This window comes from Ferrovibrio xuzhouensis (assembly GCF_042648965.1).
GTDB classification, from domain to species: Bacteria; Pseudomonadota; Alphaproteobacteria; order Ferrovibrionales; family Ferrovibrionaceae; genus Ferrovibrio; species Ferrovibrio xuzhouensis.
On sequence record NZ_JBHRYJ010000001.1, the window covers coordinates 337,322 to 357,521 of the forward strand.

At 67.7% G+C, this 20,200-nt stretch carries 20 protein-coding genes; 7 read left to right on the forward strand and 13 right to left on the reverse strand.

The genetic code is table 11. The annotated features are described in order from the left end of the window. Positions 1 to 213: 213 nt before the first annotated feature. Both lspA and ileS read right to left on the reverse strand, forming a co-directional pair. Entirely contained in the window at positions 214 to 711 is a 498-nt protein-coding gene (gene lspA, locus ACFOOQ_RS01600; RefSeq protein ID WP_379720775.1) for a signal peptidase II, read from the reverse strand. A gap of 10 nt (positions 712 to 721) precedes the next feature. Continuing rightward, positions 722 to 3,550 carry an isoleucine--tRNA ligase gene (ileS, locus tag ACFOOQ_RS01605; protein WP_379720778.1) on the reverse strand — a complete coding sequence of 943 codons (2,829 nt, stop codon included), beginning with the start codon at positions 3,548 to 3,550 and terminating at the stop codon, positions 722 to 724. A gap of 231 nt (positions 3,551 to 3,781) precedes the next feature. On the opposite strand from ileS, the gene ACFOOQ_RS01610 reads away from it, so the two are divergent. Then, positions 3,782 to 4,663 (forward strand): HpcH/HpaI aldolase/citrate lyase family protein, encoded by an 882-nt coding sequence (locus ACFOOQ_RS01610; RefSeq protein WP_379720781.1) that lies wholly within the window; start codon positions 3,782 to 3,784, stop codon positions 4,661 to 4,663. Here ACFOOQ_RS01610 and ACFOOQ_RS01615 read toward each other — a convergent pair. Continuing rightward, positions 4,660 to 5,580: a bifunctional riboflavin kinase/FAD synthetase gene (locus ACFOOQ_RS01615; RefSeq protein ID WP_379720784.1), complete on the reverse strand. Its 921-nt coding sequence runs from the start codon at positions 5,578 to 5,580 to the stop codon at positions 4,660 to 4,662. The genes ACFOOQ_RS01610 and ACFOOQ_RS01615 overlap by 4 nt on opposite strands. A 27-nt stretch (positions 5,581 to 5,607) precedes the next feature. Beyond that, positions 5,608 to 6,045 (reverse strand): MaoC family dehydratase, encoded by a 438-nt coding sequence (locus ACFOOQ_RS01620; protein ID WP_379720787.1) that lies wholly within the window; start codon positions 6,043 to 6,045, stop codon positions 5,608 to 5,610. Between the two features lie 151 nt (positions 6,046 to 6,196). Between ACFOOQ_RS01620 and ACFOOQ_RS01625 the strand changes: the two genes are divergently transcribed. Further along, entirely contained in the window at positions 6,197 to 7,000 is an 804-nt protein-coding gene (locus ACFOOQ_RS01625) for an HAD-IIB family hydrolase (protein WP_379720790.1), read from the forward strand. Between the two features lie 6 nt (positions 7,001 to 7,006). On the opposite strand, the gene ACFOOQ_RS01630 is transcribed toward ACFOOQ_RS01625, so the two are convergent. Continuing rightward, entirely contained in the window at positions 7,007 to 8,131 is a 1,125-nt protein-coding gene (locus ACFOOQ_RS01630; RefSeq protein WP_379720793.1) for an EAL domain-containing protein, read from the reverse strand. A gap of 141 nt (positions 8,132 to 8,272) precedes the next feature. Between ACFOOQ_RS01630 and ACFOOQ_RS01635 the strand changes: the two genes are divergently transcribed. Beyond that, on the forward strand, positions 8,273 to 8,908 hold the full coding sequence (locus ACFOOQ_RS01635; RefSeq protein ID WP_379720796.1) for a glutathione peroxidase: 636 nt from the start codon (positions 8,273 to 8,275) through the stop codon (positions 8,906 to 8,908). Here ACFOOQ_RS01635 and ACFOOQ_RS01640 read toward each other — a convergent pair. Continuing rightward, positions 8,905 to 9,531 (reverse strand): CDP-alcohol phosphatidyltransferase family protein, encoded by a 627-nt coding sequence (locus ACFOOQ_RS01640; protein ID WP_379720799.1) that lies wholly within the window; start codon positions 9,529 to 9,531, stop codon positions 8,905 to 8,907. The two genes, ACFOOQ_RS01635 and ACFOOQ_RS01640, sit on opposite strands and share 4 nt — an antisense overlap. Before the next feature lie 99 nt (positions 9,532 to 9,630). Between ACFOOQ_RS01640 and map the strand changes: the two genes are divergently transcribed. Both map and ACFOOQ_RS01650 read left to right on the forward strand, forming a co-directional pair. Beyond that, positions 9,631 to 10,374: a type I methionyl aminopeptidase gene (gene map, locus ACFOOQ_RS01645; protein ID WP_379720802.1), complete on the forward strand. Its 744-nt coding sequence runs from the start codon at positions 9,631 to 9,633 to the stop codon at positions 10,372 to 10,374. 19 nt (positions 10,375 to 10,393) lie between these two features. Continuing rightward, positions 10,394 to 11,266, forward strand: coding sequence for a 23S rRNA (adenine(2030)-N(6))-methyltransferase RlmJ (locus ACFOOQ_RS01650; RefSeq protein ID WP_379720805.1), 873 nt, complete (start codon positions 10,394 to 10,396; stop codon positions 11,264 to 11,266). A 6-nt stretch (positions 11,267 to 11,272) separates the two neighbouring features. Here ACFOOQ_RS01650 and ACFOOQ_RS01655 read toward each other — a convergent pair whose 3' ends face one another. After that, the gene (locus ACFOOQ_RS01655) at positions 11,273 to 11,767 is read right to left on the reverse strand and encodes a nuclear transport factor 2 family protein (RefSeq protein ID WP_379720808.1); all 495 of its coding nucleotides are present in this window, start codon (positions 11,765 to 11,767) and stop codon (positions 11,273 to 11,275) included. Positions 11,768 to 11,957: 190 nt separating this feature from the next. Here ACFOOQ_RS01655 and ACFOOQ_RS01660 point away from each other — a divergent pair, with 190 nt between their 5' ends. Beyond that, entirely contained in the window at positions 11,958 to 12,446 is a 489-nt protein-coding gene (locus ACFOOQ_RS01660) for a low molecular weight protein-tyrosine-phosphatase (protein WP_379725294.1), read from the forward strand. Between the two features lie 36 nt (positions 12,447 to 12,482). Continuing rightward, positions 12,483 to 12,788 carry a hypothetical protein gene (locus tag ACFOOQ_RS01665; RefSeq protein ID WP_379720811.1) on the forward strand — a complete coding sequence of 102 codons (306 nt, stop codon included), beginning with the start codon at positions 12,483 to 12,485 and terminating at the stop codon, positions 12,786 to 12,788. A gap of 12 nt (positions 12,789 to 12,800) precedes the next feature. On the opposite strand, the gene glcF is transcribed toward ACFOOQ_RS01665, so the two are convergent. The 6 genes from glcF to ACFOOQ_RS01695 form a co-directional block, all read right to left on the reverse strand. Beyond that, a complete protein-coding gene (glcF, locus tag ACFOOQ_RS01670; RefSeq protein WP_379720814.1) occupies positions 12,801 to 14,117 on the reverse strand; it encodes a glycolate oxidase subunit GlcF in 1,317 nt (438 codons plus the stop codon). Between the two features lie 4 nt (positions 14,118 to 14,121). Continuing rightward, complete coding sequence (gene glcE / locus ACFOOQ_RS01675; RefSeq protein ID WP_379720817.1) at positions 14,122 to 15,348, reverse strand: glycolate oxidase subunit GlcE; 1,227 nt, start codon at positions 15,346 to 15,348, stop codon at positions 14,122 to 14,124. A 24-nt stretch (positions 15,349 to 15,372) separates the two neighbouring features. Next, the gene (locus ACFOOQ_RS01680; protein ID WP_379720820.1) at positions 15,373 to 16,860 is read right to left on the reverse strand and encodes an FAD-linked oxidase C-terminal domain-containing protein; all 1,488 of its coding nucleotides are present in this window, start codon (positions 16,858 to 16,860) and stop codon (positions 15,373 to 15,375) included. Between the two features lie 4 nt (positions 16,861 to 16,864). After that, positions 16,865 to 17,584: a FadR/GntR family transcriptional regulator gene (locus ACFOOQ_RS01685; RefSeq protein ID WP_379720823.1), complete on the reverse strand. Its 720-nt coding sequence runs from the start codon at positions 17,582 to 17,584 to the stop codon at positions 16,865 to 16,867. A gap of 179 nt (positions 17,585 to 17,763) precedes the next feature. Continuing rightward, positions 17,764 to 17,889 (reverse strand): type B 50S ribosomal protein L36, encoded by a 126-nt coding sequence (gene ykgO, locus ACFOOQ_RS01690; protein WP_300301874.1) that lies wholly within the window; start codon positions 17,887 to 17,889, stop codon positions 17,764 to 17,766. 170 nt (positions 17,890 to 18,059) lie between these two features. Then, entirely contained in the window at positions 18,060 to 20,171 is a 2,112-nt protein-coding gene (locus ACFOOQ_RS01695; protein ID WP_379720826.1) for a methyl-accepting chemotaxis protein, read from the reverse strand. Positions 20,172 to 20,200 lie beyond the last annotated feature (29 nt).

The window sequence follows — 20,200 nt, forward strand, 5'->3', positions numbered from 1 at the left end:
TCCGGGACCGCTTCTGCGCCCCGTCATGCCCGTACCTGCCATGCCCACGCCTGTCATGCCTGGCCTGTCATGCCCGTGCGGCGGTAGCCCAGCCGGAATCCCGCCTTCCACCCCTCATGCACGCTCGTACCGGAGGAAATGCTGCCACTATTCTGGCCCATGCGCAACGCAGGGGTGAAGTCGGGAATGGTGCCGGAACCTCCGGGCGCCGTTTCAGGCGCCGGTTGCACCATCCGGCCGCCGCGGCCGATAGCCGTCCAGCAGCAGCAGGGCGACGCCGACGACGATGGCGCTGTCGGCCAGGTTGAAGGCCGGCCAGTGCCAGCCGGCGGCATGGAAATCGAGAAAATCGTAGACCGCGCCATGCTGCCAGCGGTCGAGGATATTGCCCAATGCACCGCCGATGATGCCACCGAGGGCGAAACCGGCGAGCCACGAGCGGCTGCGCCACAGCCAGATGCCGAGCCACAGCATCACCGCCACGGCGACACCGATCAGGATCAGGCTGCGCAGGGTGGTGTCTTCCTGGAACAGGCCGAAGCTCACCCCGGTATTCCACACCTGCACCAGATTGAAGAAACCGGTGACCCGGATCACCGGCGGCACATGCTGCGCCACCAGATCCAGAACGAGGCGCTTGCTGGCCTGGTCGGCCAGCACCACCAGCACGGCGACAGCAAAGCCTGTCGTCCGGATCGCCGTCCTGTTCATGCGCCGGCCCTCACCCCACGGCCGTGGTGCAGCGCCGGCAGAGATCCTCATGGCCGGCGATCTCGCCGACCTCGGGCAGCACCTGCCAGCAGCGTTCGCATTTGTGGCCTTCGGCGAGCTGCGACGTCACCGCAACGCCGCGGGCATCCTCGCTGCGGAACGCCTCGGCCGGCCCCTCGCCCTCGCGCAGCGTGATGCCCGAGGTGATGCAGATTTCGGCGAAATCGAGGTCGAGCACGGCTTCGAGATCCTCGGCCGAGGCATAGACCACCGGATGCGCCTGCAGACTGGCACCGATGCGCTTCTCGGCGCGCTCGAGTTCCAGCGCGCCGGTGACGGCACGGCGGACCCGGCGGACCTTCTCCCATTTCTCGCCGAGCGCCGGATTGAGCCATTGTTCCGGCAGGGTCGGGAAGACTTCGCGGTGCACCGAGCCTTCGGCGCTGGGGAAGCGGGTCAGCCAGGCCTCTTCCGCCGTGAAAGAGATGAACGGCGCCAGCCACTTCACCAGGCAGTCGAACAGCGCATCCAGCACGGTGCGGGCAGCGCGGCGGCGATTGCTATCCGGCGCGTCGCAGTACAGTGCATCCTTGCGGATGTCGAAATAGAAGCTGGACAGGTCGACGGCGCAGAAATTGTAGATCGCCACATACATGCGGTGGAAATCGTAGTCCGCGCAGCTTTCGCGGACGATCCTGCCGAGTTCGGCCAGGCGGTGCAGCACCCAGCGTTCCAGTTCCGGCATCTCCTCGAAGGGCAGCCGCTCGCTCTCGGCGAAACCGGAGAGGTTGCCGAGCAGGTAGCGCAGGGTGTTGCGCAGACGACGATAGGCATCCGACTGCGCCTGGATGATGCCCTTGCCGACGCTGAGGTCATCGGAATAGTCGGACGACACCACCCACAGGCGCAGGATATCGGCACCCGACTGCTTGATGACATCCTGCGGCTCGACGGTATTGCCGAGCGACTTCGACATCTTGCGGCCCTTCTCGTCGAGCGTGAAGCCATGCGTCAGCACGGCATCGTAGGGCGCCCGGCCACGGGTACCGCAACTTTCCAGCAGCGAGGAATGGAACCAGCCGCGATGCTGGTCGGAGCCTTCGAGATACAGCGAGGCCGGCCACTGCAGGTCGGGGCGCTGTTCCAGCACGAAGCTGTGGGTCGAACCGGAATCGAACCAGACATCGAGAATGTCGGTCACCATCTTCCAGTCGGACGGATTGTACTGGTTGCCGAGGAAATCCGCCGGCTTGGCGGTGAACCAGGCATCGGCGCCGCCCTTCAGGCAGGCCTCGACGATGCGCTCATTGACCTCCGGGTCGCGCAGCAGCTCGCCGGTTTCCCGGTTCTCGAACACGGCGATCGGCACGCCCCAGGCGCGCTGGCGGCTGATCACCCAGTCGGGCCGCTGCTCGATCATCGCGTAAAGCCGGTTGCGGCCGCCCGCCGGATAGAATGCGGTCGCATCGATCGCCGCCAGCGCTTTCTTGCGCAGGTCGTTGGTGGTCATCGAGATGAACCACTGCGGCGTGTTGCGGAAAATCAGCGGCGCCTTGGAGCGCCAGGAATGCGGATACTGGTGGCGCAGACGGCCCTTGCCGAGCAGCGCACCGGCCTCGATCATGGTGGCGATGACGCGGCCATTGGCGTCGCCATCCTTGCCGGCATCATCGAGCACCCGGGCCGGATGCTCGCCGCCGAAGATCGGCACATGGTGAAAATACGTGCCGTCGGCATCCACTGTATGCGGCACCTCGATGCCATTCGCCGTGCCAAGATTATAGTCGTCGGCGCCATGGCCCGGCGCGATATGCACAAAGCCGGTGCCGGCATCCAGCGTGACGAAATCGCCATGCAGCACCGGCACGTCGAACTCATAGCCCTGGCCGCGCAACGGATGCGCGCAGACGGTGCCGAGGATGGCCGCGCCCTTCAGGGTCGCCAGCACGGTATGGCTGTCGATGGCGCAGGCCTTGGCGACGGTCTCGGCCAGATCCCGGGCCACGACGACTTCGTCGCCGACCTTCGCCAGCGACTTCTCGCCCACCGCATCGACGCGCAGGCGCACGTAGTCGGCGTCCTTCGACAGCGCAATGGCGCGGTTGCCCGGCAGGGTCCAGGGCGTGGTCGTCCAGATCACGATGCTGGCGCCGTCGAGCGCCTTGTCCGCTGCCTTTACCACCGGGAACTTGGTGAACACGGTCGACGAGGTATGCTCGTGGTATTCCACCTCGGCCTCGGCCAGCGCGGTGCGCTCGACCACCGACCACATCACCGGCTTGGAGCCCTTGAACAGGCCGCCGTTCATCAGGAACTTCTGGATCTCGCGCACGATCTGGGCTTCGGCAGCGAAGCTCATCGTGGTGTAGGGATTCTTCCAGTCGCCGACGACGCCGAGCCGCTTGAACTCCTCGCGCTGGATGCCGATCCAGTGTTCGGCGAAATCGCGGCATTCCTTGCGGAACTCGTCGATCGGCACGTCGTCCTTGTTCTTGCCGGCGGCGCGATATTTTTCCTCGATCTTCCATTCGATCGGCAGGCCGTGGCAGTCCCAGCCCGGCACGTAGTTCGCATCGAAGCCCATCATCTGCCGCGAGCGGTTGATGACGTCCTTGAGGATCTTGTTCAGCGCGTGGCCGATGTGCAGATGGCCGTTCGCGTACGGCGGGCCGTCATGCAGGATGAATTTCTCGCGGCCCTTGCTGTCGGCGCGCAGCTTTTCATACAGGCCGATCTTCTCCCAGCGGGCGAGGATTTCCGGCTCCTTGGCCGGCAGGCCCGCCTTCATCGGGAAGTCGGTGGTGGGCAGGAAAACGGTGGGGCGATAGTCCTTGGTCATCACTTTACTCGGGGGTGGCGCCGCCGAGGCCGCCGCAGCGGCGTCGCAGATGGCGCGGATTTTCGGGAAAAGTCGTGGAAATCCCGGCCCTTAGGAAAGGACCGGGCCGCTAATTCGTGCCGGCGGCAGACCCCGGGATATGACGAATTGCCCAAGCATGGCGATGATTTATCATTCCGGCCCTACCCTGTCGAGTGAAGCGGGCCGTTGCCGTCCGCCGGGAGCCTTCCGATGATCCGCCGCCCCGTCCACCTGCGCCGTTCCTGGCTGTTCCTGCCCGGCGCCGATCCCGCCGGACTGCAGGCCGGCGCGGAAAGTGCCGCCGACGTCGTCGTGCAGGAGCTGGAGGATTTCACCCCGCCGGCGCGGCGGCCGGAAGCAAGGGCGCTGGCGCCTTCGCTCTATCCGGCCTGGCGGGCCGCCGGGCGGATTGCGGGTGTCCGGGTCAATCCGCTGGAAGAGGACGGCGAGACCGACCTTGCTGCGGTGATGGAAGGCGTGCCCGACCTGGTGATGATCCCCAAGGTGACCGCGCCCGAGCAGATCGCCCGGCTCGATGCGGCCATCGGCGAGCACGAGATCCGGCTCGGCCTTGCGCCGGGCAGCACCGAGATCGTGCCCAATATCGAAAGCGCGCGCGGCCTGACGCGGACCATCGCGATTGCCCAGGCGAGCCCGCGGGTGACCGCCTGCCTGGTCGCCAGCGAGGACATGGTGGCCGATCTCGGCGCGGTGCGCAGCCGCGAGGCCACGGAACTCGCCTATGTGCGCCAGCGCTTCCTGATCGAATGCCGTGCCGCCGGCGTGGTCGCCATCGATTGCCCCTATACCTTCGGCGATGCCGAGGGCGCCGCCGCCGAAACGCTGGTCGCCCGCCGGCTCGGCTATACCGCGAAATCGCTGGTGCGGCCGGGCCATGCGGGCGCCGTCAACGCCATACTCACGCCATCGGCGGACGAAGTCGCCCGCGCCAGCCGCATTGTCGCCGCCTTCGAAGCCGCGCGGGCGAAGGGCGAGGATCGCGCCACGCTGGATGGCCATCTGGTGGAAAAGCCGACCTATACGGGGGCCCAGCGCCTGCTGGCCCGGGCGGCGGAATTCGGGCCGGCCTAAGCCTTCAGCAGCCGCCGGGCGGCGTCGCAATCCTCGGCGATTTTCGCCTTCAGGGCGTCGACGCCCGCGAACTTCTCTTCCGGCCGGATAAAGGCGCGAAATTCGACCCGCATCTCGCGGCCGTAGAGATCGCCGGCGAAATCGAACAGGTAAACCTCGAGTTTCACGTCGGTCTGGTCGAAGGTCGGCCGGATGCCAAGGCTGGCGACGCCGTCATGGCCTTCGCCATCCACCTCGCAGCGCACCGCGTAGATGCCGAATTTCGGGACCTGGAAATCAGTCAGCGCCACATTGGCGGTGGGATAGCCGAGTTCGCGGCCGCGCTTGTCGCCATGCTCGACCGCACCGACGATTTCCCACGGCCGGCCGAGGATGCGGCTGGCCTCGGCGATGTTGCCGGCTTCCAGCAGGGCGCGGATGCGGGTCGAGGAATAGACCTCGCCGTCCTGCTGGGCGGCAACCACCGTGACGCCGATGTCGCGCTTGCCACACAGCTCGCGCAGCATGCCGGTATCGCCGGCGCGCGCCTTGCCGAAGGTGAAATCATAGCCGACCACCACATGGCCGAGCTGCAGCTCGTCGGCGAGGATATGGTCGACGAACTCCGCCGGCGACTTCGCCGCCAGCCGGGCATCAAACGGCATCGCCAGCACTGCATCGATGCCGAGTTCGCTTAAGATGCGCGCCTTGGTCGACAGCGCATCAAGGCGGAAGGGCGGCGATGATGGTACGAAGAAACGGCGCGGATGCGGCTCGAAAGTGATGACGGCGCGCGGACGGCCAAGCCGGGCGGCCTCGGCATTGACGGCCGCAACCAGCGCGCGATGGCCAAGATGGACGCCGTCGAAATTGCCGATGGCGGCGACCGCACCATGCATGGCCGGCGGAAAACTCGCGGCGGATCGCAGGATTCGCATGACGACGGCCCTGCCCACTCCCCGTCGTTACTTGGCTTTGCGGCTGACCATCAAGACGGCTTCGCCCTCGATCACCACGGTATCGCCGACCCGGCAGTCGCAGGTGAACTTGACCCGGCGCTTGGCGGTGTCGATCTCGGCGACGGTCACGCGGGCGACCACGGTGTCGCCGATGCGCACCGGCGCCTTGAAGCGCAGGTCCTGCGACACATAGATGCAGCCCGGGCCCGGCAGCCTGGTGCCGAACACCGTGCTGATCAGACTGGCGCCCAGCATGCCGTGGGCGATGCGGCCCTTGAACGGCGTGGCGGCGGCAAAGGCCTCGTCCATATGCACGGGATTGGTGTCGCCCGACAGGTCGGCGAAGGTGACGATGTCGGCTTCGGTGACGGTCTTCTCGAAGCTCGCCGACATGCCGACGCTCAGGTCCTCGAGGTAATAGCCGTGCAGGGCCTGGAAAGTCATCGATACGATCCTCGCATTGCGGCGCGCCTTACGGGGCGGCTTGCCCGTTATGGCGGCGGGCCGGTCGGGCTGCTGGTGGTTGACGGACGGATTGGGCGCGGTGACTATACGGACCGCTCCCACCCCCGGCAAGCGCTGCCCGCCTCGACTTATGGCTGAGATTCAACCCCTGTCCGCCTTTACCGCCGGTGAACGTCGCGGCATCCGCTACGTGCTCGCCGATATCGACGATACGCTGACCAGTCATGGCCGGCTGACCGCGGCTGCGTATACGGCGCTGGAGCAGCTGGAGGCCGCCGGTTTCCGGGTCATCCCGATCACCGGCCGGCCGGCCGGCTGGTGCGACATGATCGCCCGTTTCTGGCCGGTGGCCGGCATCGTCGGCGAGAACGGCGCGCTGTACATGCAGTATGACCGCAAGGCGCGGCACATGCATCGCCGGTTTTTCCAGAGTGATGCGGAGCGCCGGGCGGCGCGTGCGAAACTCGCGACGCTGGCCGAAACCATCCTGCGCGCGGTGCCGGGCACGGCACTCGCCTCCGACCAGCAGTATCGCGAATGCGACCTCGCCATCGATTTCTGCGAGGACGTGCCCGCACTGCCGCCGGCCGCCATCGCGAAGATCGTGGCGCTGTTCGAGGCCGCCGGGGCGACGGCGAAGGTGAGTTCGATTCATGTCAACGGCTGGTTCGGTGACTGGGACAAGCTTGCCATGACCCGGGTGCTGTTTGCCGAACGTTTCGGCGCCGATCTCGACGCGGTGCGCGGGCAGGCCGTCTTCGCCGGCGACAGCCCGAATGACGCACCGATGTTCGGTTATTTTCCCTACAGCGTCGGTGTGGCCAATGTGCGGCCGTTTCTCGACCGTATTGCGGCCAGACCCGCCTTTGTCACAGCGGGCGAAGGCGGCACCGGTTTCGTCGAGCTGGCCGAGGCCCTGCTCGCGGTGCGCTGAAGCGGATTAGGCGGCTTTCGCCAGCTTCGGCACGCCGAACAGATGGCCCTGGCCGAAGGGGAAATCGAGATCGGCCAGCGCCAGCAGGTCGGCCTCGCTCTCCACCTTGCTCAGCACCGGCACGATGCCATGCCGGTCACAGGCCTCGCGCAGGTCGCCGAAGGCAATCGGCGAGCGGGCGAGAGCCGCCGGGTCGCGCAGCACGGCGGAATCGAACTTCACGAAGCGCACGCCGGCCTTGGCCAGGCCCGTGAAGTCGAGATCGAAGCGGCTGACGCCGTCGATCGACAGCGCAAAGCCGAGCGCCGACAGGCGGCTGAGGCGGTAGAGCCCGGCGCGATCGAGATCGCGCACGCCTTCATAGGCGAATTCCAGCACGATGTTGCCGGCGCGCTCGCGTTCGCGCTGCAGGAATTCGTAGAGCGGATTGAAGGTTTCGATCCGCGCCAGCATCGCCGGCGACAGGTTGAGGAAAAAGCCGGCGTTGCGGGCGCGGCTTTCCAGCTTGCGCACCAGTTGCACCGAGCGCAGCAGCATCAGCGCATCGAATTCAGCGCGCAGGCCGGAGGCATCCAGTGCCTCGATGCATTCCGCCGCCTGGTATTCGCGGCCCATGGCATCGCGCGGCCGCGCCAGCAGCTCGAAAAAGCGCATGCGCCGCTGCGGCAGGCTGACGATGGGCTGCACATGCAGCTCGACCCGGTTGTTGTTCAGCGCGTCGCGCACCGCATCGAGCAGCGCGCCGTCCTCGGCCGGGGCCCGGCTGTCGTCTTCGGCCAGGCTTTCCAGCACGGCGAGGCTTTCCGGCGCCAGCAGGTTGTCGCGGCCCGGCACCGGGCGGAGGACAGGCTTGATGGCCTTCGCGGCAACCGGGGCCGCTTCGGTCGACTCGTCGCCGCGCATGAAGGTGAGTTCCTCGGACAGGGAATCGATCTCGGCCAGCAGGCGGTTCTGGATGCGCTGGCGCTGCCAGCGCTCGCGGATGCTCCAGAACAGCAGCAGCAGGGCCAGCGCCAGGATGCCGGGATGCTCGGCGCCGAGGCCCGGCACCAGCCGGGTCAGGCTGACGCCCAGCACCAGGGCGGCCAGCGACAGGGCGGCAAAGGTCAGCAAACCGGGCAAACTGAACATGGCGGCCTCCTCGGATGGCGGCACGGACGGCTGTATGCAGGGTGAACGGCAGGCCGGCGGCGGTTCTGCGGCCGGCGGACTGGTCCGCGGCGCCTGCGGAGCTATAGTTAAGGACCGGTTGCGTTAACGGAGCATGAATCGATGCCCCTGCCTGATCCCGTCCGCCCTTTCCGGGCCCGCGTCACCCTGTCGCGCCGCCGCAGCCTGGCCTGGCTGGCCGGCGCCGCCCTGCTGCCGGCCGCGGCCCGTGCTGCAACCAAGCGACCCGCCACCACGAGGACCGGCATGACCGCCTATGATTTCAGCTTCACCGGCATCGACGGCAAACCGCTGCCGATGACGCAGTTCCGCGGCAAGGCCGTGCTGCTGGTCAACACCGCCTCGCAATGCGGCTTCACCCCGCAGTACACCGACCTGCAGAAGGTCTGGAACACCTACCGCGACAGGGGCTTCGTGGTGCTGGGCGTGCCGTCGAATGATTTCGGCGGCCAGGAACCGGGCAGCGAGAGCCAGATCAAGGAATTCTGCGAGGTGAATTTCTCGGTCGATTTCCCGCTGACCGACAAGCAGCATGTGATCGGCCCGCAGGCGCATCCGCTGTACAAGTGGATCGGCGCCGAACTCGGCGAGGACGCACTGCCGAAGTGGAATTTCCACAAATACCTGATCGCGCCGGACGGCACGCTGGCCCAGGTCTTCCCCACCCCGGTCAAGCCGACCGACCTCAAGGTCACCGCCGCCATCGAGGCGGAGCTGAAGAAGGCGAAAGGCGCCTAGCTGAAATCGCGCCAGCCGGCCGCCACGCGGCCCAGGGTGGTCAGCCAGCAGGCGGCGCCGAAAATCCAGGCCAGCAGGGCGAAATGCTGCGGCAGCGCCAGGCAGAGCGCGAAGAACAGGATCGTTTCGGTGCCCTCGGTCAGGCCGCCGAGATGGTAGAAGCTCTTGCGGCCACGCAAGGACGTCTCGCGGCCATGCTTGCCGGCGAGAATGGCATAAGCCAGGAAACTCGACGCCGTGCCCATGAAGCTCGCCAGCAGGAAGGCGGCCGGCAACGCATCGGCAACCGGATCGCGGATCGCGAAGCTTAAGGCCAGCAGGGCGTAGGTGATGAAGTCGAGCACGATGTCGATATAGCCGCCGCGGTCGCTGGGTCCGGCGCCGCTGCCGGTCCGGCCGCGATGGCGTGCCAGCGCGCCGTCGAGCCCGTCGGCCAGCCGGTTGGCGGCGAACAGCGCCAGCGCCGCCGGGCCATGGTCGAGCCCATTGGCCGCCGCGGCGGCGACGCCCAGTGCGAAGCCGGCCAGGGTCACGGCATCGGGGCCGAAGGGCGCGCGCTCAAGCGCGGCCGCCAGGCGGTCGAGCGGCGGATCGATCAGGCGGCGCATCAGCGGGTCGAGCATGATGCATCTTCTGTAGCCGATTTCCGCCGCCCGCGCATGACCCGGCGGCCCGGCTCGCGTATACTGCAGGGACACCAATCCCCTGACCGGAGCCCGGACGTGACCGTCGAGACCGAGGAACAACTGGAACTGCTGCGCCGGGTCGGCGGCGTGGTCGCCGCCGTCTGCCGCCTGATGGGTGCCAGCCTCGAGCCCGGCATCACCACCCGCGAGCTCGACGAGATCGGCCGCGCCGCGCTGGACAAGGAAGGCTGCCGCTCGGCGCCGATCCTGATGTACAACTTCCCCGGCGCCACCTGCATCAGCGTCAACCACGCAGTCGCCCATGGCATTCCCGACGACACCCGCATCCAGCCGGGCGACATGGTCAACATCGACGTCTCGGCCGAACGCGATGGCGTCTTCGCCGATACCGGCGCCAGCTTCGTCGTGCCGCCGGTGCGCCCGGACCAGGACCGCCTGTGCCGCACCACCCGCGAGGCGCTGAACCGCGCCGTGCAATCGGTGATGCCCGGCCGCAAGCTGAACACCATCGGCCGCACCATCGAACGTACCGCCCGCGCCCATGGCTATACGGTGATCCGCAATCTCGGCAGCCATGGCGTCGGCCACAGCCTGCATGAGGCGCCGGGCTTCATCCCGAGCTATTTCGAGCCCGGCGACCGCCGCATGCTGAAGGACGGCATGGTGATCACCATCGAGCCGTTCCTGTCGACCGGCGCCGATTTCGCCGACGAACTCGACGACGGCTGGACCCTGGTCACCGGCGAGGGCATCCTCACCGCACAATACGAACACACGCTGGTGATCACCAAAAGCGGCCCCATCGTGGTGACCGTCTGACCCTGCGACGTTTCACACGATGAATTACCGTCACGCCTTTCACGCCGGCAATTTCGGCGATGTGCTGAAGCATGTCGTACTGCTGGAGCTGCTGGCCGCGCTGCATCGCAAGCCGAGCCCGGTGCATCTGATCGACAGCCATGCCGGCATCGGCCGCTACGACCTTGCCTCGGACGAAGCCCAGCGCGGCGGCGAATTCCGTTTCGGCGTGCAGGCGGTGCTGGCCGATCCGGCCGCCGTCCGCATCCTGCCGCGCTATGTCGCCGCTTTGCGCAGCCTCAATCCGGGCCTGCGCGAGGACGGCGGCGACCTGCAGGTCTATCCCGGTTCGCCCTGGCTGCTGGCGCGGTCCCTGCGCGGCGCGGAAGACCGGCTGACGCTGTGCGAGCTGCACCCCGAGGATGCCGAGACCCTGCGGCATAACCTCGCCATCGATTTCGGCCGCGATCCGCGCATCGCCCTGCATCACCGCAACGGCTTTGAGGCATTGAAGGCGCTGACGCCGCCGACACCGCGGCGCGGCCTCGCCCTGATCGATCCGGCCTATGAGGCGAAGGACGAATTCGCCATGGTCGCGCGTGCCGTGCTGGCGACGCTGCGGCGCTGGCCGACCGGCCAGCTCGCCGTGTGGTATCCGATCAAGGAGCAGAAGGCCGTCGATGCCTGGAAGGCCGGACTGGCCGCAGACCTCGGCACGGAGACGCTGGCGGTGGAGCTGACGGTGCGGCCGGCCCGCGAGGCGCGGCAGATGAACGGCAACGGGCTGCTGCTGGTCAACCCGCCGTGGCAGCTGGCCGAGACGCTGATGCCGATGCTGGATTTCCTGCAGGCGCGGCTGGCCCGCGAGGCCGGCGCCGGGGCGCGGATCGAGACGCTGGTGAAGGGCGACTAGGCCGGCCTAGTGGATGGTGCCCGAGCCCGGCGGCAGATCGTCGTCATCGTCCTCGTCGTCATCATCCATGTCGTCGAGGTCGTCGAGATCCGGATCGGTTTCGTCGTTGCTGGCGCCGCCGGGCGGCGGGGTCGCCACCGGGCCGGCCTGGTGGTGGCTCAGCTTCCAGCCCTTGCCCTCGCGGACGAAAAGATTGCTGGCGATCAGATACTGGCCCTCGACCCGCTCGAAGCAGGTCACCAGCGCCACGTCGCCCCAGAGGGTCACCCGCGGCGCCAGCATCTCCAGCGGCGGCTGGGCCGGGTTCTGCAGGATGCGGCGCCAGCCTTCCAGCACGGCATCGCGGCCGAACAGCGGCGGCCAGCCGGGATGGATGCAGCAGACCGGGGCCGCCTTGGCCCAGATCGTGGCCATCTGCTCGGCATCGCGGCCGGCAAAGGCACGGTAAAAGGCCTGGTTCAGGTCCAGCAGCAGGGTTTCGTCGTCCGGCGGGGTTGCCATGGCGCCACTTTAGGATGGAAATCCGCGTGACGATAGAGGGGGTTACCGCAAATTTGCGGCGGCCCCGCCATAGTCATACCGGCATCCTTGCCCGTCTGGCGGTTTGCTGCTTCTCTCCGGCGCCATGACACCCGGCCCCTCCCCCGCTGCCGCCCGCCCTTCTTCGACACGGCCGGCCTGGTCCGTGCTGATGGTCTGCACCGGCAACATCTGCCGCTCGCCGACCGCCCACGGCATGCTGCGGCACAGCCTGCAGCAGGCCGGCCTGCATGAGGTCGTGCATGTCGATTCGGCCGGCACCCATGGCTACCACGTCGGCGAACCGCCCGATCCGCGCAGCATCGACACCGCCCGGCGCAACGGCGTGGATATCGCCATGCAGCGCGCCCGCAAGCTGGCGCCCGAGGATTTCGACCGTTTCGACCTGATCCTCGCCATGGACCAGGGCCATCTGGAGATTCTGCAGCGACTCTGCCCGCCAGAGCGGCGTCAGCACCTGAAGCTCTACCTTGACTATGTGCCGCGCTTCGGCCGCGATGTCCCCGACCCCTATTACGGCGGCCCGACTGGTTTTGACACGGTCTGGCGCATCTGCACGGCAGTCACGGCCGAGCTGATGCAGGAGATCAGCGAACGGATCGCCCGCGATCAAAACCGGCCGGTGGTTTCCGGAAAATAACCTGACCACCCCGGGCTTTCATGCGAAGACAATCGTATGAAAATCAGTCTCGACCATATGCTTGCCCTGACAGCCGCCCTCGCCGGCCTGCTGCTGGTGGCGATGACCGCCCCTGCCGCCCATGCCGAAGGCGAACAGGCGGGCCGGGCCGAGTTGATCAATGCCTGCATCCAGGACATCCGGCGCGGCCTGAAGGCCGGCCAGGTCCTGAGCAACTCGCAGCGCATGCTGGCCGAGGAACAGTGCCGCGCCTATGCCGAGGCGCAGATCGAGAAGCAGCGCAACCAGCCTGCCAATCCGCCGCCGCCGGCCAGCACGGTCGAGGCCGTGAAAGCGCGCTAGTCGGCCAGCCTGTCAGTCGCGGAGGCCGGCCAGCGCCGGTGGCCGCGGTCCGCCGGTTGCCCAGTCCAGCAGTTCCACCGTATGCAGCACCGGCATGGCCTTGCCCTTCGCAGCCTCAAGCCCGCCGGCGATCTGCACCAGACAGCCGATATTGCCGGCCGCCACCACATCGGCGCCGGTGCCGGCGATATTGCCGACCTTGCGGTCGCGCAGCCGGCCGGCGATATCAGGCTGCAGCAGGTTGTAAGTGCCGGCCGAGCCGCAGCACAGATGCGCCTCGGGCACCTCGCGCACGGTGAAGCCCGCCTCGGCCAGCAGCTGCTTGGGCAGCGCCGTGATCTTCTGGCCGTGCTGCAGCGAGCAGGCCGAATGATAGGCGACGCTGAGCGGCCTGGCCTGGCCTGACGGCTTCATGCCCAGATCGCGCATCACTTCGGTGATATCCTGCGCCAGTGCCGAGACGGCAGCGGCCTTCTCGGCCCATTCCGGCTCACTGCGCAGCATGAAACCGTAATCCTTCACCGTGGTGCCGCAGCCCGACGCATTGATCACCACGGCATCGAGGCCATGCTGTTCGAGTTCGCGGTGCCAGGCATCGATATTCGCCTTGGCCTTGGCGAAGGCATCGGCCTCCTTGCCCATGTGATGGGTCAGCGCACCGCAGCAGCCGGCCCCTTCCGCCACTACCACCTCACAGCCATGGCGGGTCAGCAGGCGGATCGTCGCCTCGTTGATCTTCGGGTCGAGCACCTTCTGGGCGCAGCCGGTCAGCAGGGCGACCCGCTTGCGCCGTTCGCCTTGTGCCGGGAAGACCTGCGGCTGGTCGACGGCCGAGGCCTTGGGCAGATGCTTCGGCGCCATCGCCACCATGCCCTTCAGCTTGCCGGGCAGCAGGAAAGCGAACGGCCGCGCGATCTGCGCCAGCCGCAGGCTGAGCCGGAACAGGCCGGCATCGGGCAGCAGGCGGGACAGCAGGTGGCGCAGCAGGCGATCGGCGAAGGGCCGTTTGTAGGTTTCCTCGATATGGGCGCGCGCGTGATCCACGAGATGCATGTAATGCACGCTCGACGGACAGGTCGTCATGCAGGACAGGCAGCTCAGGCAGCGGTCGACATGGCGCACGGTTTCTTCCGTCGCCGCCTCGCCGCCTTCCAGCATCTGCTTGATCAGGTAGATGCGGCCGCGCGGGCTGTCGCGCTCGTCGCCGAGCAGCACATAGGTCGGGCAGGTCGCGGTACAAAACCCGCAATGCACACATTTGCGCAGGATGTCGTTCGATGCCGCAAAATCCGGATCGGCGAGCTGCGCGAGGGTGAAGGAGGTCTGCATCGCTTTAGACTCCCGCCACCATGCGGCCCGGATTGAGGATGTTCATCGGATCGAAGCCGGCCTTGACCCGGGCGGTGAGCGCCATCAGCGCCAGCGGCTGCGGCTCGAACACCGGCACGGCGGCGCGGGTGGCGGCATCGGCACGGATCAGCGTGGCATGGCCGCCATGGTTTTCGACGGCGCCGCGCACGATGGCGGCATGGGCGTCCGCCACCGGCGGCAGCGACAGCCAGATCAGCCCGCCGGCCCAGTCGTAGAACCATTCGGCGCCGGGCACGCCCTGCGCGATCACCGCGGTCACCGCCGGCCCGGCGGTCGGCGCCACCGACAGGCGCCACAGCACGCGTTCCTGCGGCAACACGAAACAGGCGGCATCGCGCAGCTCGCGCCACAGCCAGGCCGAATTCATCGAATGCAGTTCCTCGAGCGCGCCATGGCTCTGCAGCAGGTCGCGCAGCGCGGCGCAGCGCGCGGTGACCGAGATGTCGGTGCCTTCCAGCCGCAGGGCGGTGACCGCGCGGCCGGCCTGGGCGACATAGCCGACGCCCGAGCGCGCGGCGATGCCGGCCGGCAGATGGGCGAGGCCGGAGACCTCGTTCGGCGAGGCGGCAGCGGCGGCCAGCGCGCGCACCGCCTGTTCGTCATCGAGGCCGAAGACCAGCACCGTGCGGGTCTTCTCCGGCGCCGGCAGCACCTTGACCGTGACCTCGGTGAGCGCCACCAGCGTGCCGAAGGCGCCGCAGACGAGTTTCGGCAGGTCATAGCCGGTGACATTCTTCACGACCTTGCCGCCGGCCTTGAAGATCTCGCCGCGCCCGGAGACCGCCGTGAAGCCGAGCAGATGGTCGCGCATGGCGCCGGCCTTGAAGCGGCGCGGGCCGGAGAGATTGCAGCCGATGGCGCCGCCGAGCGTGCCACGGCCGGCGGGCTGGCCCCACAGCGGACCGAGATCCGGCGGCTCGAAGGCGAGCATCTGGTTGCTGGCCGCGAGCTGCTTTTCCAGATCGGCCAGCGGCGTGCCGGGCCTGAGGGTGACGATCAGTTCGGCCGGCTCGTAGTCGAGCACGCCGGCCAGCCGGCCGAGGTCGAGGGCATATTCACTCTGTGCCGGGCGGCCGAAACCGGCCTTGCTGCGCCGGCCATGCAGGTCGAGCGGCTTGCCCTCGGCGGCGGCCCAGCGGATCACATCGACCACATCGGTGGTGCCGGCGGGAATGAAGGTCTCGGGCATCGGGCCGGTCTCGCTATCGCGGTCTCAGAAGCGCGGCAGGTCCGGGAAAGCGAGCTTGCCCTTGTGCACATGCATGCGCCCGAGCTCGGCGCAGCGGTGCAGGACGGGAAAGACCTTGCCCGGATTGAGCCGGTGGTTCGGGTCGAAGGCGCATTTGAGCCGCTGCTGCTGGGCGAGGTCGTCCTCGCTGAACATGACGGGCATCAGGTCGCGCTTCTCGACGCCGACGCCATGTTCGCCGGTCAGCACACCGCCGACCTCGACGCAGAGCCGCAGGATATCGGCGCCGAATTCCTCGGCGCGGGCCAGTTCGCCCGGGTTGTTGGCATCGTAGAGGATCAGCGGATGCAGGTTGCCATCGCCGGCATGGAAGACATTGGCGACGCGCAGGCCATGCTTTTCGGACAGCTGGCCCATCCGCGTCAGCACTTCGGGCAAAGCCTTGCGCGGAATGGTGCCGTCCATGCACAGGTAATCCGGCGAGATGCGGCCGACGGCCGGGAAAGCCGCCTTGCGGCCGGCCCAGAAGGTCAGCCGCTCGTCCTCGCTCTCGGAAACGCGGCAGGTCACCGCGCCACAGGCATCGGCAATCGCGCGGACCCGCAGCAGCAGGTCGTCGACTTCTGCCGCCGGGCCGTCCAGCTCGATGATCAGCAGGGCCTCGACATCGCGCGGATAGCCGGCATGGACGAAATCTTCCGCCGCGTGGATCGCCGGCCGGTCCATCATTTCCATGCCGCCCGGGATGATGCCGGCGGCGATGATCTTCGCCACGCAGTCGCCGCCGGCCTCCGACGTCGGGAAACCGGCCAGCAGGGCGCGCTGGGTGGCGGGCTTGGGCAGGATGCGCACGGTGACTTCGGTGATCACGCCGAGCAGGCCTTCCGAGCCGCAGATCACGCCGAGCAGGTCATAGCCGCCGGCATCGAGATGCTTGCCGCCGAGCCGCACCACCTCGCCATTCATCAGCACCATCTCGACGCCGAGGATGTTGTTGGTGGTCAGACCGTATTTCAGGCAATGCACGCCGCCGGAATTCTCCGCCACGTTGCCACCGATGGTGCAGGCGATCTGGCTCGACGGGTCCGGCGCGTAATAGAATCCGCGATGCTCGACCGCGCGGGTGATGCCGAGATTGGTCACACCGGGCTGCACCACGGCGCAGCGGTTGTCCCAGTCGATGTCGAGCACCCGGTTGAACTTGCCCAAACCCAGCAGCACGCCATCGGCCAGCGGCAGTGCCCCGCCGGACAGCGAGGTGCCGGCGCCGCGGGGGACGACCTTGACGTTCATGCGGTCGCAAAGTTTCAGCACCGCCGAGACCTGCGCGGTCGTCTCGGGCAGCACGGCGACCATCGGCAGCTGGCGATAGGCGGTCAGCCCGTCACATTCATAGGCGCGCAGCGACGTCTCATCGACGATCACGCCCTCGCCGGGGATGATCTTGCGCAGCTCGTCGATCAGCATGCTGCGCTGGGCAAGGATTTCCTTCTCCGGTGCCGGCATCAGCATGGCGTCATCCTGCCTTCCGGGTGACCGAATAGCGCGCTTCGGACTGCCGGATATGTTCGCGGGCCGCCCGCGCCGCCGCTTCCGGGTTGCGCGCCTCGATGGCGGCAAACAGCTTGCGGTGCTCGCGCTGCGACGCGCGGGTATTGCCGGCCGTCACCGCCGCCGGCATCCAGGCCACCGCGCGGGTGGCCGAGAAATGCTGTGACAGATACGCCGAGAACTGCGCCAGATAGGGATTGCCCGCGGCCTTGGCGATGGCGGCATGGAAGGCATCGTCGGCGGCACCGCCATCGGCGGCGGTGGCCAGCGCCTGGTCCATGCGGCCGAGCGTGGTGCGGATCAGGATCAGGTCTTCCTCGCTGCGCCGCTGTGCCGCCAGTTCGGCCATGCCGGCCTCGATCACCGCGCGCAGCTCGAAGACATGGGCGAGATCGGCTTCCGACAGGCCGGTCTCCATACTGCCCGGCGCGACGATGCGGAAATTGGCCGACCCGGGCTTGGCGGTGACAAAGGCACCGGCGCCCTGCCGGGTCTCGACAAAGCCGTCGGTCTTCAGCCGGGCGATCGCCTCGCGCACCACGGCGCGGCTGACCGCATAGCGCTCGACCAGCTGCTTCTCGGTCGGCAGCCGGGCGCCGGGGGCGAATTCGCCGGCACGGATGGCCGCGGCCAGACTGCTGGCAAGGCTGTCGCTGAGGCCGGTCGAACGGTCGAGAATCTGCATGGTGGCGTCGGGCCTGATTTGTCTGACAACCTGACAAATCAACCCTTTGCCGGTGAAAGTCAACCCCAAAGGCGGGCCAGAAAGACATGCGAAAACGGCAGCGGCCCGGCCTGCAGATACAGGCCGGGCCGCCGAACGATACCCTGCTATCCGGCGCCGGACAGGCCGGCGCGCGGGCTTCAGCCCTGGCGGGCCTTGAAGCGCGGGTTGGTCTTGTTGATGACGTAGACCCGGCCCTTGCGACGGACCACGCGGCAATCCCGATGGCGGGTCTTGGCCGACTTCAGCGAATTCACGACCTTCATGATACGAACCTCAGCAGGGCCCCACCGGCCGGAAACCGGCATGGCAGAGCGGGCGGTAACAAAAAACCGAGCGCAGCGTTGCCCGCCCGGATGAAAAGTGGGGCGGAAGATACTGGCGGGCCCCGGTGCTGTCAACCGGAAAACCCGCCCCGGAAATCCCGGTTAACTGCCTAGAATTCCTGCCAGTCGTCATCGCCGGCGGGTTTTGCCGCCGCCGCGGGGGGCGGACTCGCCGCCGGCCTTGCGACGGGCTTCGGTGCGGCCGGCTTTGCCGGGGCCGGGCGGAGCGGATTGGCTGCGCCGGTCGGCCTGGCCGGCGCCGGCGCGGCGGGACGGCTGGCGGCCGGGGACTTTGCCGGCGCGGCACTGCCGCCGAGGCGGAAGAAGCCGACCAGTTGCGCCAGCTCCTGGGCCTGGCCGTTCAGCGACTGCGCCGCCGCCGTGGTCTCCTCCACCAGGGCGGCATTGCGCTGGGTCATCTCGTCCATGCTGCCCACCGCCGTGTTGATCTGGTCGAGCCCGGTCGCCTGCTCGCGCGAGGCCGCCGCGATCTCGGCGACGATGTCGGACACCTTCTTGATCGCGGTGACGATCTCGGTCAGCGAGCTGCCGGTGCGGCCGACCAGATCGGCCCCGGTCTTGACCTGGGCATTCGACGCCGCGATCAGCGCCTTGATGTCCTTCGATGCATTGGCCGAGCGCTGCGCCAGCGCACGCACCTCCTGCGCCACCACCGCAAAGCCCTTGCCGGCCTCGCCCGCGCGGGCCGCCTCGACACTCGCATTCAGTGCCAGCAGATTGGTCTGGAAGGCGATCTCGTCGATCAGCCCGACGATGTCGGAGATCTTCTTGGCGCTGTCCTCGATCTGGCTCACCGCGGCCACCGCCTCGCTGACCACGCTGCCGCCCTTTTCCGCCGTGTCGCGGGCTGCCACCGCCAGCTGGTTGGCCGCCTGGGCGTTGTCAGCATTCTGCTTCACCGTCGTGGTCACTTCGTGCATCGAGGCCGCCGTCTCCTCGATGCTGGCCGCCTGGCTCTCGGTCCGGCTCGCCAGGTCCTGGCTGCCGGTCGAGATCTCGCTTGAGGCCGAATGCACCGCGCTCGCCGTCTCGGTCAGCCGGCCGGCGAAATCGCGCAGGCGCTCCGCCATGCCGTTCGCCGCTCCTTTCAGCTGGCCGAACACGCCGCGATAGTCGCCACGCACGCTGCGGCTCAGGTCGCCCTCGGCCATCGCCCCCATCACATCGGCCAGCTCGCCTGCCATGGTCTGCAGGTTGGCGGTCAGCCGGTTGAGCTGCTGGCTGGCACTGAGGAAGAAGCCCTCCTTGCCGCTCTCGTCGACCCGGCCCGACAGGTCGCCCTCGGCCACCCGGTTGACCAGCGCGGCGATCTCCTCGCCCGCCGCCGTCTCGCGCGCCTCGCGCTCCTGCCGCCGATGCTCGCTGTCCGCGCGCTGCTGCGTGATCTCCGCCTCCGCGCGCTCGCGGGCAATCATGTTGTCCTTGAACACCTGAACCGCACCAGCCATCTCCCCGATCTCGTCGCGCCGGCCACCGCCGGTGACCTCGACTGCGGTATCGCCCCTGGCCAGATCCTTCATCACCGAGGTGATGCGGCCAATCGGGCGCGTGACGGTGATGATGACGATATACAACGCCAGCAGCACCGATACGGCGATCGCCACCACGGTGATGGTGATCAGCAGGGGCCGCTGGGTCTGGTAATAGCCGGTCAGCGAATCATTCACCGCCAGCAGCCGTTCGGCATTCTGCTGGTTGATCTTGACGATGGCCTCGTTCAGGGCCTGGCGGTTGGCGCGATTGGCGTCGTTGTTGCCCTGCTTGTTGGCGGCCTCCGGGCCCTCTTCGATGCCAAGCTTCGCCGTCTCGCGGCGGAACTTGGCGAAATCGTTGACCAGCGCGATGAACTTCTGCGCGGCTTCGCCCTTCACCACATCGGGCCCGACCAGCGCCGACCATTCCTTCATCAGCTCGTCGACCTGGCCGACGAACTTGTTGATGCCGCCGGCATAGCGCTTCGCCTCGGCCTCGTTCTTCGCCATATAGACGCCGCGGGAATCCATCACGACCGCATAGACCAGCGCATTCAATCGCTCGCCGAACTGGGTCTGGCGGGCGACCTCGACCATCAGGTTGGTCTGGCGCTCATAGCGGTCGAGCGACAGCACGCCCATATAGCCGATCCCCGCCGAAGCGATGGAGAGCAAGGCCACCACCGCCAGGACGCGCGGCGCAATCCGGATGTTGGAAATGACGGACATTCTGTTCCCCTTCCCGATTTTCGGCGTCT